At 37.6% G+C, this 13,126-nt stretch carries 12 protein-coding genes; 11 read left to right on the top strand and 1 reads right to left on the bottom strand.

Going from position 1 to position 13,126, the window contains the following annotated elements:
* Positions 1-25: 25 nt before the first annotated feature.
* Positions 26-1,519, bottom strand: a complete 1,494-nt coding sequence (locus tag T498_RS16065) for a GGDEF domain-containing protein (protein WP_028234556.1) — start codon at positions 1,517-1,519, stop codon at positions 26-28.
* Positions 1,520-1,672: 153 nt separating this feature from the next.
* Here T498_RS16065 and T498_RS0102420 point away from each other — a divergent pair, with 153 nt between their 5' ends.
* From T498_RS0102420 to T498_RS0102370, 11 genes are all read left to right on the top strand, one after another.
* Positions 1,673-2,224: a DJ-1 family glyoxalase III gene (locus T498_RS0102420; RefSeq protein WP_028234555.1), complete on the top strand. Its 552-nt coding sequence runs from the start codon at positions 1,673-1,675 to the stop codon at positions 2,222-2,224.
* Between the two features lie 165 nt (positions 2,225-2,389).
* Positions 2,390-2,791 (top strand): ATP-binding protein, encoded by a 402-nt coding sequence (locus tag T498_RS0102415; RefSeq protein WP_028234554.1) that lies wholly within the window; start codon positions 2,390-2,392, stop codon positions 2,789-2,791.
* A gap of 9 nt (positions 2,792-2,800) precedes the next feature.
* The gene (locus T498_RS0102410; RefSeq protein ID WP_028234553.1) at positions 2,801-4,144 is read left to right on the top strand and encodes an MATE family efflux transporter; all 1,344 of its coding nucleotides are present in this window, start codon (positions 2,801-2,803) and stop codon (positions 4,142-4,144) included.
* Positions 4,145-4,147: 3 nt separating this feature from the next.
* On the top strand, positions 4,148-5,146 hold the full coding sequence (locus tag T498_RS0102405; RefSeq protein ID WP_155951002.1) for a GNAT family N-acetyltransferase: 999 nt from the start codon (positions 4,148-4,150) through the stop codon (positions 5,144-5,146).
* Positions 5,143-7,311: a SpoIIE family protein phosphatase gene (locus tag T498_RS16060; RefSeq protein ID WP_051524542.1), complete on the top strand. Its 2,169-nt coding sequence runs from the start codon at positions 5,143-5,145 to the stop codon at positions 7,309-7,311. The genes T498_RS0102405 and T498_RS16060 overlap by 4 nt, the downstream gene beginning before the upstream one ends.
* A gap of 27 nt (positions 7,312-7,338) precedes the next feature.
* On the top strand, positions 7,339-7,638 hold the full coding sequence (locus T498_RS0102395; protein WP_028234551.1) for an STAS domain-containing protein: 300 nt from the start codon (positions 7,339-7,341) through the stop codon (positions 7,636-7,638).
* A 14-nt stretch (positions 7,639-7,652) separates the two neighbouring features.
* On the top strand, positions 7,653-8,351 hold the full coding sequence (locus T498_RS0102390; RefSeq protein ID WP_028234550.1) for a response regulator transcription factor: 699 nt from the start codon (positions 7,653-7,655) through the stop codon (positions 8,349-8,351).
* Between the two features lie 26 nt (positions 8,352-8,377).
* A complete protein-coding gene (locus tag T498_RS0102385; RefSeq protein WP_028234549.1) occupies positions 8,378-9,223 on the top strand; it encodes a sensor histidine kinase in 846 nt (281 codons plus the stop codon).
* 17 nt (positions 9,224-9,240) lie between these two features.
* Complete coding sequence (locus T498_RS0102380) at positions 9,241-9,780, top strand: hypothetical protein (RefSeq protein ID WP_028234548.1); 540 nt, start codon at positions 9,241-9,243, stop codon at positions 9,778-9,780.
* 25 nt (positions 9,781-9,805) lie between these two features.
* Complete coding sequence (locus T498_RS16055; protein WP_051524541.1) at positions 9,806-12,157, top strand: ATP-binding protein; 2,352 nt, start codon at positions 9,806-9,808, stop codon at positions 12,155-12,157.
* Between the two features lie 136 nt (positions 12,158-12,293).
* The gene (locus T498_RS0102370; RefSeq protein ID WP_028234547.1) at positions 12,294-13,115 is read left to right on the top strand and encodes a GNAT family N-acetyltransferase; all 822 of its coding nucleotides are present in this window, start codon (positions 12,294-12,296) and stop codon (positions 13,113-13,115) included.
* Positions 13,116-13,126: the final 11 nt, after the last annotated feature.

The following is a 13,126-nucleotide window of genomic DNA, read 5'->3' as shown; positions in this document are numbered from 1 at the left end:
GACCTATAAAATCGCTGAATCTTTTTTATTTACCAAAATTTCCATATAATTTGTTTCTGTCTATGCCTCGTTCTTTATAGAAATTTTCTTTATTAATATACATATTTCTATCTGCTATTTTTGCAAGGTCATAAATGGATGCATCTGGAAACTCTGCAATAGTTGCATATCCATACGATAGTGTGAGTTCACGGATATACTGTCCATGCCAACCCAGCATATTTGAAATCAATGATTGCTCGATAGCTGGGAAGTCATACGTAAATACGATAGCAATAAACTCATCGCCGCCAGTGCGATAGACCTTTCCGTGGTCACCGATAGCGGAAAGAATACACTTTGCTGCACCGTTAATTAATTCATCACCTGCATAATGGCCTAGGGTATCATTGGCAATTTTTAATCCATTGACGTCAACAGAAAAAATTCCAACATTCATAGGAAGAGCTCGTTTATTAAGTTCAGCAATGTCTTCTTCGTAGCATCTTCTGTTATATAGATGGGTCAGTTCATCAGTTAAAGCTAGCTGCAGCAGTTGATCTTCTTTTTTCTTTTCTTCGTCGATATTTAGAACGGTAAAAATTACTTTCTGAGGAAGATTGTCTTCATTAACATCTACATTGATATATTGAGCACGATACCATTCATGAGTCTTATTGGTAAATTCAATATAAATAATATTCTTGTCTTTTAGTCGTTTTTGAATTGTGCACAAATCGGTAAACTCCAAAAAGCGCTTTAGATATACCGGTGAAACCTGTTTTGATAAATTGTCGACCATAGTAGAGTGATTGCTTTTATTGAAATCTAATTGGAAGCTGGCACGTTGTTCACCTTGTAGAGATTCTTCCGTCATATTTTCAAAGTCGAGAAAATTTACTTTATCATATAAATCAGTCATAGATTCAAGCAAAGTAAACTGCTTTTGCATTTGGGCTTCTGTGTTGGAAACATTTTCTTTTTCACTTATTAATGATTTGTAATAAAAGGCGATAAGTCGCCCAATTTCAAGACCAACGATACCCATGATAATAGTCTCGATGGTTCTTCCACCCAAAATAGTGGCAAAACTCTCATCACCTGATGAGGTCAAATAGAGCGCCAAAAGACTCATTACATAATTAACACCCAAAGAGTGCAAGTAGATTTTAGTATCTAATAGCAACATACTAAGCAGAGGCATCAGATACCAGGTAATACTAATATTAATATGTTCGATGGTCATGTAGACAAGCAAAAAATTCATTGCTGTAATACCGACCATGGAAGAAACAATAGAATAAGGCTGTTTTTTATAGAGGTATGTGCAAAGAATGAATAAAAGAATCATTGCAACTGAAATATTAATGCAAGCAATATAAGAGGTGCTTTTAAATACACCAAAATAGATTCCAGCGGCAATGGCGGGACCTGTAAAAATACATAGTGCTATTATGCGAAGTACGCAGGAATTTATATATTTACGATTTTGCAGAAGAAAATCGTTATAATTCAATGGGGTTTGATTAATTGCAAACATACAAGAACCTCTAGCTAGTTAACATATTTAAAGGATTATAACATCTACATAAGAATTTGCTGTGAACAATATGTGTTAACAATATGCTCTGCACATAATATAGGCATTGTGGTATTATAAATCTAACGATTTAAGGAAAATGGGAGGTATAAAATGAGCAAGGTTTTAATATTTATGGCTGAGGGACATGAAGAAATTGAGGCCCTTACAGTAGTTGATATTTTAAGAAGAGCAGAAATAGAAATACAAATGATATCTATCACAGGAAATAAGAATGTTACTGGTGCCCATGGAATCACAACTCACTGTGATAAATTGATTGAAACCACAGATTTTGAAAGTGTAGATATGCTTGTATTGCCAGGTGGTATGCCAGGCACTTTAAATCTGGAAAAGTGTGAGCCACTTATGGATCAGGTACATGGATTTTTTGCTTCAGGTAAGGATATTGCTGCTATCTGCGCAGCGCCTACAGTGTTTGGTAGAGCTGGCATCCTAAAGGGAAAGAAAGCAACTTGTTATCCTGGAATGGAAAATGATTTGATTGGAGCAGATTTTTCAACAGATTCAGTCTGTCATGACGGCAATGTAATCACTAGCCGTGGTATGGGAACAGCAATCCCATTTGCACTTGAAATTGTAAAGACATTCAAGGGAACAGATGTAGCTGATAAGCTTGCAAAATCAATAGTTTTTAGCATTTAAAGATATATCAGTGAAACACTATATTGCCCTTAATATTAAGAGAGTCTCAGTCAAAGAGACTCTCTTTTTGGTTTTTGTGTATTAAAAGACAAAGACTTTTAACAGAAAGTTCAGATTTTGGCTTTACAAACTATGTTACGATTAAATAGGAGGTAAATTGATAATATGGACAAATTAGAGGTAGAAGCAAAATTAGATAATTTGTATACGGTATTGGATTTTGTTGAGGAAAAGCTAAAGGCTATTGGATTCCCAGAAGAAAACGTTACTAAGCTTTGTATCGTAATTGAAGAGATTTTTGTCAATATTGCAAATTATGCCTACAAAGAAAAAGCGGGGATGGTTAGCCTGGAAGTAGACAGTAAAGCTTCAGCTATAAGGTTTGTATTTATGGATGAAGGCATTAAGTATAATCCATTAGACCGCCCTGACCCAGACATAACTCTATCTGCTGATGAGAGACAGATAGGTGGACTGGGTATATTCATGATGAAAAAGACCATGGATATCGTTGAGTATGAATATAAAGATAACAAGAATATTCTTACGATGATTAAGTTTTTCTAGGGGGCGACCATGAGTAAGGATGATAACACGCTTATTAAACATGAAGTATCTACCATAATTTCAATAGGCGGTGTAACATTATCAACCTTTGGTAACACTTTGCTGGCAGGATGGTTTCTGGGCAAATCAGCGCTGACTGTAATGGGATTATTGTCTTCATTTACTTTTGCCTATGCAATGTTTGGTAGCTGGATTAATATAGGCGCTGCCACAAGAGCATCTGTAGCTCTAGGAAAAGAAAACCGCAGGGAGGCAGGAAAATACGAAACCACTGCGCTTATCTTATCAATAGTGTTATCCGTTGGATTTAGCATAATCCTAGGGTTAAACCTAAAATTGCTGACCCATATTTGGAAGATGGAAGGGCAAATGTATGCTATGAGCATGGCCTATGGAAGCGTTATGTTGCTTGGGGGAATATTTACGACACTTGTGTATTTTTCCTTCAATTTCCTTCGAATAAAAGGAAAAATCAAAACGGCAACATTAACCTTTGGATTAATGGGAGTGCTGGATATAATTCTGGTATTTGCATTTTTAAAACTGGGCATGGGAATTATTGGAGTGGCATGGGGAAGTACCATTTCGGTAATTGTAGCAAATGCCATGGGGATATTCGTTTTAATTACGAATAAACAAGCCTTTAATCTAACAAGTGTGTCTTTTAAAGAATTTATAAAACTTGCGGGTGGTTCTTTATATGTTGGTGCATCCCCAGGAATTAATAACCTAAGCAAAGTCCTAAGAACATTATGGCTGAATGACATAGTGCTGAAATTCTATGGAGCTGATGGCGTAAGTGTACTTACCATAGGCAATTCTATTATTAATTTTGCATCAGCTATGGTTACAGGTTTTGGCATGTCTTTATACCCAATAGTTGCACAGGCCTATGGAAAGAAAGATATAAAGGGACAGATGAGATTAATCAATGAATCAGTGCGACACGGGACCATAACCTTGCTTGCTACAGCATCAATTATTATTATTGGTGCCCTGCAAATATCACGTTCATTTGGATTAAAAGATCCTCAGCTTGTTGGGGATGCAGTGATAATGGTACGTCTGGTTGCTATTAGTCTTTTGCCAGCAACCATTGTAAACATTTTTATTTATTTTTATATGGCAATAGGGGAGACAGTATTATCTGTAAGCTACACAGTGCTGCATACATTTGTATTGATAGCATGCTTTACATCTTTATGTATAAGAGTATTTCACGGTACATATTATGCGGTCGCGTTCACCTTAGTTGAACTGACAGATTTCTTGATTATTTGGATTGTATCTAGAGTAAGAAGAAAGAGAAATCCAAAACTAATAACGATGATGCTGATAAGGAATGATGACTGAGTGATGAATATTAAGCCAAAGCTGGTAAACGGAGAATACATTATTCGATTAGCAGAACAATCCGATGTTCCAAGCATAATTAATTGTGTCAAAGAAGAATATGGCGACAGCTATTATCGACGAGAGTTTTATGATGAAGATATGCTTAGGAATAGTCTGGATAGCTACAACATATTTCTGGTATGTCATGGTGATGAGCTTTGCGGAATGCAGTCGATGATAGATCGACGACCGTTGGATACTAACATGGAAGCGGCATCACAGATATTTAGAAAGAAATATAGAGGCAAGGGATTACCAAAAGAGCTTATTATTTATACCTGTGAAAAAGCGAAGCAGGAAGGTGCAAGCTGTGTTTATACGACCACGGTCACATTTCATAATGTTACACAAAGCATGTTTGAAAAAATCGGAATGGTGCCTGTGGCTGTAAATTTTGGAAGTTATATTACAGCAAAGATGAATAACAGCTATGCACTGGGAAATAGTGAAAAATATGCTCAGGCAATTCTGGTTTTGCCACTTAAAAAGAAAAATGCAGGCAAGATATATATTTCAGAGCATGAAAAAGATTTAGTTACATACTTATATAAAAAGCTGAATGTAGATTTTGAAATTGATACAACGATAAATGAACCGACAGAAGTGGCTAGCGAGATTTCAGTAAAGGTAACTGAAAGAGAACAGTCTCTATGTATTAGAGTTAATAAGATCGGCTTAGATTTAAAATCTGTCATTGAAGAATTGCAGAAAAAATATGCAGGTGAGCTTTGGACCATGCAATTGATATTGCCTACAAGCGATAGAGAAAGCATTTGGGCTCAGGCTAAGCTGAAAGAACTGGGATTCTATTTCACAGGGCTAAAGCCCCTTTGTAATGAAAAAGAACAGATTTTTATGCAATATATCGGGAACGTTAAGTTTTATCCAGAAGAATTTGTTTTTACGGATGACTTTAGATACCTGATGGATGAAATACTAAGTCTAAAGGGAAGTATATGAGTAAATTACGGGAACAGAGTCTTAAAACACAAATCTTAATAGGTATGCTGATCCTGATTTTAGGCAACACTTTGGTTACTGGAATTATAGTTGGAATTAGAATGTATCATGCTGAGAAGGTGCTTGTAGAGAGTGATAAGCACTTAGCAGAAACAGTTAAGGAAAACTCGTCTGCTTCTATGGAGCAGGAAGTGACAGACAGGTTGCTGAAAACAGCCATGCTTAATGCAGAATCCGTCAACTCAGACTTTGAACATTTTAAAAGAACAGTCGAATTGATAGGTGCAGATGCACAGCATCTTTACAATAATCCAAATGACTATGGCAGAGTGTCAGTTGCACCACCAGATCCTGCAAACGATGGCAAAATATCAGTACATGTTACTTACAGTGAGGCGACTAATCCGGACAATCCAAGCATAGTAGATGAAGTGGGACTTTTAGGAAATCTAAAAGGAACACTATTAAATGCAAATGAATCTAATTCGTACATTTCAAAATGTTATTACGGTTCAGAAACAGGATTTTTTATTGAAGCAGATTATGACGCTGCGGCAAAATGTGATGAAAATGGCAATCCTATAAACTATGACGCAAAGTCCCGACCTTGGTATCAGGAGGCGGTAGCAGCTGGAAAAACACATTTTACAAACATTGTACGAGAGGCAAATGGCGATAGAATCGCTGTTATGTGTGGAACACCGGTTTACAAGGGTGATGAATTGAAAGGTGTTGCCTGCGCTGGAATATACTTAGACGAGTTAAGCCAGCTTGTTGAAACAACGGATGTTGGAGAAGGCGGCATTGTAATAATTGTTAATAGCGAAGGTCAGCTTGTTTACTCATCAGTTGAATCAGGTTCATTTGAAGTGTCTGAAGAAAACGCAAACACTGATTGGAGAGAAACTAACAATAAAGAACTAAACCAGATTGTTCGCGACGGTATGGGTGGGGCAAATGGAGTAGGTTATTTCACATTAGATGGTATGGAATACTGCGGAGCCTATGCACCTATAGATGCTGTACAGTGGGCACTTGTAGTAATGCTTCCTAAGGAAGAAGTTTTTGCATCTACAAATAGCTTGCTAGAAAAAATGTCTGAGGAATCACTTGCTACAGAACAGAATATTGATAAGATTTTCAAAAAGCTGATTTTGATGCTTGGAATAATCGGCGGATTGCTGATTATAGTGTCAATATTTATAGCAGTATTTATGGCAGATGAAATAGTTGGTCCAATTATACTGCTTTCAGAAAAGGTTTCAGCAATAGAGGGGGACAACCTTACCTTCGAATGGAATGAAACAGTAGGAGATGAGACTAGAAAGCTGGCAGAGAGCTTCCAGGCACTGATCAGCAGGATGGAAGGCTACATCGAAGAGGTAAAGGAAGTTACCGCTGATAAAGAGAGACTTGGAACAGAGCTTGGAATAGCCACAAGAATTCAGGAATCAGCGCTGCCAAATAATTTCCCAGCATTTCCAGATAGAACCGATTTTGATATATACGCATCCATGCACCCGGCAAAGGAAGTAGGTGGAGATTTTTACGATTTCTTCTTAATAGATGAAAATCATCTAGCCCTTGTTACGGCAGATGTGTCAGGAAAGAGCATTCCAGGGGCCATGTTTATGATGGTTTCCAAAATATTGATTAAGAATAGATCCATGCTAAGTGGTAGTCAAAGCCCTGCAAAAATACTTTCATTTGTTAATCAGCAGTTGTGCATAAAAAATGACGCAGACATGTTTGTTACTGTTTGGCTTGCAATTCTTGATTTAAATACAGGTGATGTAATTGCAACAAATGCAGGGCACGAGTATCCTGTAATCAAAAGAAAGAACGGTAAATACGAGTATTATAAGGATAAGCACAACTTGCCTCTGGGAATTATGGAGGAGAGTACATACGAAGATTACACATTCAAATTGGAGCCAGGAGATTTCATTTATCAGTACACAGATGGTGTTACCGAGGCTGCAAACGAGGAAGAAGTATTCTTTGGAATGGATAATCTTTTAGAGGTATTAAATAAAGAAGAATATAATAATCCAAAAGACACACTAGAAGCAGTTACCGAAGAAATAGAAAAGTTTGTTGGTGATGCAACACAGTTTGATGATATTACACAGCTATGCGTGCAATACAATGGTCCTAGTAATTAAGTCAAATTGGCGGAAAGAAGGAGATATATGACTATTAATGAGAAAATTGAAGAGGACAAAATAATACTTGAAATTGAAGGCAAGGTAGACAGTCTGACAACGCCACAGCTCCAGGATGCAATACTATTATCTTTGCAAAAGATGAGCCATCTTGTCTTGGATTGCGAAGGACTGAATTACATTTCCAGTGCAGGATTGCGAGCATTGTTAATGGGACAGAAAACAGCTCAATCAAAGCAGGGAAATATGGTGCTACGCAATGTGTCGCCCACAGTATTAAGTATCTTAGAGATGACAGGCTTTATCAAGATACTGGAGATTGAATAAAAAGGTATGGGAGTATGAAAAAACGAGTATTAGTTGTGGAAGATGACGAGGATTTATGCTTTATCTACACAGTTCGCCTGAACGATGCAGGCTATGAAGTGGATACTGCAGTGGATCGTCTAACCACTGAGGAAAAAATCTTACACCAAGAGTACGACATAATTTTAATGGACATGATGCTTATAGGAACTACCGGGTTGGAACTATGTCCATTTATTAGAGAGCATACAAATGCGCCGATAATCTTTATTAGTTGCGTGGGGGATAACGTAACTAAGATAGACGCTTTCGATGCAGGCGCAGATGATTACATGGTCAAGCCGATTGATTATCAGGAACTTATTTCAAGAATGGCGGCAAATATAAGGCGAGCTCAATCAAGTGATACGCCAAGAAACTATGACAATATAAGACATTTTCAACAGTTCGATATCGATGAAAAAACACACACGGTTTACGGCAGACAAAATGGAGAACGAAAGAAGGTTGATTTGTCACCAACGGAGTACAATTTGTTGGTATTGTTCGTGAATCATCCTGACGAGCTTATTATGTACGACAGGATGTATCGAGAAATATGGGGTTGCTCCGATGAAGGAGATGTTAGAACTGTTATGGTGCACATATCCAATCTCCGAAAGAAAATCGATTTAGAAAAAAGGGATTGCATTCATACGGTTAGAAGTGCAGGTTATATTTTTTCGGATAAGTAAATGGCTTGTTATTGGTGGGGAAAACTATGAAAACAAATTTACAAAGACTATTACTGGCGATAATGTACACAATGTTCATAGTGGGAATGATTAGTTTTTATCAGGAACAATTATGGATAATGTTTATAAGCTTTGTGGGGTTTGCTGTATCTTCAGTTCAGTACGCAAAGGCTTGTAAGGAAGAGTCTGAAGAAGAATTAGATGAAAAAAAGGAGCGGCTTCAGTACATAACAGATCGCTACGACGATATAAAAGAACGAAATGATAGGATGAAGAAGGAGTTCGAAAATCAGGTTGAGCTGAAGGAGAGGACAATTGAGTCGGCCAACAATGAGATTGATGGACTTAATAACAGGCTTGAAGCTGCCTTGAAATTTGACGAAATCAAGGGAATCTTGCCGGAATCCGCTATCTTTGCAGATGAGTTGGATTTGATATCTGTTGCAACACCACTTAGACAGGTACTCAGGGAATATCATGAAAGAATGAAGGAAGCCAACATCCTGATTCAGATTTCAGAGCCGAATGACGAGGTATACGCAAGAGCCGAGGAAAAGTGCCTGCGAATTTTATTTAAGAACATAATTGATAATGCTGTTAAGTTTACTGGGGAAAATGGCAAGATTGTAATAACTATTTCTAAGGCGCTAGAAGAGGTAATAATTGTCATTAGAGATACTGGCGAAGGTGTTCCAGAGAGTGACCTTGATTTGATTTTTGATATGAACTACCAAGGCGAGAACAACAAAGGTGGAGCAGGACTGGGACTTGCCCAAGCTAAAGCTATTGTAGAGTTCTTTGGTGGAAGAATTTACGCAAGAAGCACGATAGAAGAGGGAATGGGAATATTTATTCATTTACAGGCAGAGTAACTGGGGGAGAGAAAACAATGAATAGATTCGTATATACGTTAACAACAATCATATTTGTAATTATTGCTGGCGTTACTGCATATATGGTGATTGATAAAAATGGAATACAAAAGACACCGGCTGTTGAAACAGTGCAGGAAGCAAGCGTTGAAGAACCTGCAGTAGTAGAGGAACCAGCTCAGGAACCAGAGGTAGAGGAGCAAGTTGAAGAGCCAGAGCCAGAGCCTGAAGAAGTGAAATGCTACACCTATACCGTAAGGGATGCAAGATGGCTTCACATACGAGCTGAAGAAGGAATGGACAATGACCCAGTAGGCAAGCTTCCAAGGGGATACACAGGCTATGTGGTAAAAATGACAGGACACTGGACACTGGTTTGTGCTGATGGCTATATTGGCTATTGCAGCGATTCATATCTGGATTTAGTAGAAATTGATGTGAGCGCATTTCCAGAGGAGCTAAAGGCCTTTGATGAAAATGATGCAGGCACGAAGCCGTTAGAAGGTAAGATCGGGGAAGTAGAAGAGGCAAATGCCAAAAACGTTAAGTGGTTTTAATTCTTAAAACAATAATGGTGGGGTTATGGTACAAAAATTCAACTTAGATGATAGAGAGAAGCCTTTTGAAAGTTACGATGAATTTATGCGTTACCTTTTTTCTTGCGTTGATGTGAGAATAAAGGAACAGATAAAAGTGATGCAGAAGGATTATGCTTCAGACAGGGGTGGATATAGAAATGTTATGTACCCGGACTTGGAGACTGCTGAAATCAAAAACAAAAAGCGCTTCGATGAGTTTTTCAAATCTAATTCAGAAACAGAGAGTCAAAAAGAAGATGATAAATATGGATTAGATAATTTTGAAGATGAGGAAGATAATGAATTTGACGAGGATATTCCAACAGATTTGCTGGATATACTTAGCTCGTTCAATACCTCAGATGAAGAAGAAACTAATGATGAGCCGACCTATGAAACAATCGACATGGGTATAGCGGAAATGATTTCTTATGTCATGGACAGAGGTAAACTGACCAGAGAACAAGGAATTATTCTGCCATTTTTAAATATTACTGAAAAGTTAAACTACACTAATTTCGCTGTGTTCTGTTTTACAGCAGGCATTCTGTCATCTCTTCAGACAGAGTATGCTACGATTTTCCAAGTTATTAATCAAAATAGTGGATTGCCAGTTCCAACAATAGAATCGGCAGCAAAAATATATTACGGTAGCGATTACCAGGTTGCGAAGTTTTATGATGACATGAGTCATTGCTTAGAGCAGCTACAGCCAATAATGTCTTTGAGTGTTAATCCGGCCATGCCTTTTTCTACAGCTGTCAGCCCAGATAAAAGATTAATTGATTTTTTGTTTGGAAGCGAAGACGACAAGCTTGATGCTGATTATAGTAGATTCTTCAAATTGCTAACCAAAAAGGGTGAGGTGCTTGACCCAATAATGGCAAATGAAGGTGTGCTTGATGCTATGGAAATTTCATATAGCGAAGGTGTTAGAGTCTTTCATTATTATGGTGATGAGGGCAGCGGACGACGCTTCTTTGTTAAGAAATTCTGCGAAAAGAATGGGTTAAAAGCCATAACCATCAATTGTAAAAAGCTCTTTAGTTATGACTTTAGATATGTTGAGCATGCTCTTTGGGCAGTAACAAGAGAATGCATCTTAACAGGCTCTTGCTGTTGCCTTACAGAGCTTACCTTTAGAGAAGAGGAAAAAGAAAAATTCTTTGGATATATGGATTTGGCATTAGGAAAGCTTATTGAAAAGGATATCCTGTGCTTTGCTATGAGCAAGGAAAAGCTTCCAATGAAGGAAATCACAAAGGAAGAATTCACAGAGCTGGAGCTTCCAACACCAACTACTGGCGAGCGTGAGGAATGCTGGAAATTCTTTGCAAAGGATTACACCTTAGGTAAGGATGTGGAACTTCCAGAAATGGCAATAAAGTTTTTGTTTACAGCCGGCAAGATAAAAGATGCTCTTAAAAACGCAAGAGCCCTTGCTACTATGGATAAAAATATTGATATCCCAAGAGATACATTATTTAGAGGCTGCTACAATCAGATGAGCTCTGAGCTTACGCAAAAGGCTACCAAGGTTAAGGCAAACTTTGGATTTGAGGATATCGTTATGAATCCAACCCAGAGAGAAACATTGCAGCATGCCATCGACCAAATGAATTTTAGAAAGCAGATTTATGATGATTGGAACTATACCAAGAAGTATCCATATGGTCGTGGTCTTTCGGTTCTATTATTTGGTGCTCCTGGTACTGGTAAATCAATGTGTGCTCAGGTTATTGCTCATGAATTGAATCTGGAACTATATCGAGTAGATTTGTCCAAGGTAATTGATAAATACGTAGGTGAAACTGAAAAGTCTATCTCAATGATTTTTAGAGAGGCCAAGAAGTGTAACGTAGTTTTGTTCTTCGATGAGTGCGATACCTTGTTTGCAAAACGAAGCGATGACGGTGGCTCCAATCAGTCTTCAAACAACAATAAGACAGCGTTGCTGTTGCAGGAGGTTGAAGCATACGATGGTGTATCTGTGCTAGCCACAAACTACAAGCACAACATTGACCCAGCTTTCTTTAGACGTATGAAATATATTGTTGAGTTCCAGTTCCCTGATGTAGATACAAGAGAAATGCTTTGGAGAACAACAATTCCAAAAACAACACCACTTGCCAAGGATGTTGATATCAGATTCCTGGCCGAGAAATATGAGCTTGTTGGTGGTAATATCAAAAACTGCATTTTAAATGCGGCCTTCCTTGCAGCGGCAGATCCAAATGCAGGAGGCGAAGTACATATGCAGCATTATTTAAATGCTGTTAAATACGAGTTTGTTAAGGTCGGCAAGGTATTTACCAAGGCTGACTTTGAACCGTATGCTGATTTAGTTGGACTTTAAATGATATAAAACAGTGAAGTTCCAGAAACTTCACTGTTTTAATCTTATATGTCAGAAATCTTTATGTAATCTTTAAAAATAGTTACACAAAACATGGTAAAATGATATCATCCAGAAATTTATATCGGGAGGCCATATGATTGTATGTAGGGTCGAAAAAGAAGAAACTGAATTATTGCATGGATTAGCTCCTGAAGAGGAGCTTAATGCATTTTATAGAGATGAGAATATAAGTGCATTAGCTCTGATCGATGGTGATGAAATAGTTGGTTGTCTTATAGGGGAAATAATTGGTGGAGTTTACAGGGTTTACTGGCTATATGTGGAACCTGCTTCAAGACGAAAAGGCGGAGCGAAAAAGCTTATTCGCACATTGAAAGAAATACTGGATACCATGGCTATTTCAATACATGTCGCATGGGAAGGCGAGCCTGATGTTAATGAAGAATTATGTGGCTTTTTAAATGCTCAAGGTTTTTTGCGAGAGAAAAATCAAGAGATAAAAAGCTATTCAGTAAAAATATCAAGCATAGCACCAGCAGAAAAAACTAATAAAAAAAGTGATAAAGTAGTTTCTTTTGAAGAACTAGGAAAAGATTTCCTTGAGAGTATGCAAAATGATGAAGCTGCAAATGAAGAAAGAATGATGCCGGAAGGCGGTTTTTTAAATCCAGCGATAAGAAAAGATTTGAGCTTTGTTGTCGTAAAAAAGGATAAGCCTATTGCATACATAGTCTTTATGGAGAATGGGGATGTGCTAGAGCTAAGTACGCTCTATTCAACGGGAGCATCAAATACAATTATTAGTTATCTGCTATATGAGGCTAGTTATGTATTAAAAGAGAAATGTGATGAAAACCAGATATTACACATAAATGCTGTCAGCGAGGGTGTGGAGGCTTTAGTAAAGTATTTTATTCCCGACGCAATAGAAGTGAGCAATAGTTATTACGGTTGATTATAGGAGGT

The organism is Pseudobutyrivibrio sp. MD2005 (genome assembly GCF_000621865.1).
In the GTDB taxonomy this organism is placed as follows: domain Bacteria; phylum Bacillota; class Clostridia; order Lachnospirales; family Lachnospiraceae; genus Pseudobutyrivibrio.
Note: the sequence above shows the minus strand (reverse complement) of the source record. Positions and strands in the feature narration are given on the sequence as shown.

Bases quoted from the DNA above. Each gene is read 5' to 3' on its own strand.
- T498_RS16065 (WP_028234556.1), bottom strand. From the start codon at position 1,519: ATGTTTGCAATTAATCAAACCCCATTGAATTATAACGATTTTCTTCTG.
- T498_RS0102420 (WP_028234555.1), top strand. From the start codon at position 1,673: ATGAGCAAGGTTTTAATATTTATGGCTGAGGGACATGAAGAAATTGAG.
- T498_RS0102415 (WP_028234554.1), top strand. From the start codon at position 2,390: ATGGACAAATTAGAGGTAGAAGCAAAATTAGATAATTTGTATACGGTA.
- T498_RS0102410 (WP_028234553.1), top strand. From the start codon at position 2,801: ATGAGTAAGGATGATAACACGCTTATTAAACATGAAGTATCTACCATA.
- T498_RS0102405 (WP_155951002.1), top strand. From the start codon at position 4,148: ATGAATATTAAGCCAAAGCTGGTAAACGGAGAATACATTATTCGATTA.
- T498_RS16060 (WP_051524542.1), top strand. From the start codon at position 5,143: ATGAGTAAATTACGGGAACAGAGTCTTAAAACACAAATCTTAATAGGT.
- T498_RS0102395 (WP_028234551.1), top strand. From the start codon at position 7,339: ATGACTATTAATGAGAAAATTGAAGAGGACAAAATAATACTTGAAATT.
- T498_RS0102390 (WP_028234550.1), top strand. From the start codon at position 7,653: ATGAAAAAACGAGTATTAGTTGTGGAAGATGACGAGGATTTATGCTTT.
- T498_RS0102385 (WP_028234549.1), top strand. From the start codon at position 8,378: ATGAAAACAAATTTACAAAGACTATTACTGGCGATAATGTACACAATG.
- T498_RS0102380 (WP_028234548.1), top strand. From the start codon at position 9,241: ATGAATAGATTCGTATATACGTTAACAACAATCATATTTGTAATTATT.
- T498_RS16055 (WP_051524541.1), top strand. From the start codon at position 9,806: ATGGTACAAAAATTCAACTTAGATGATAGAGAGAAGCCTTTTGAAAGT.
- T498_RS0102370 (WP_028234547.1), top strand. From the start codon at position 12,294: ATGATTGTATGTAGGGTCGAAAAAGAAGAAACTGAATTATTGCATGGA.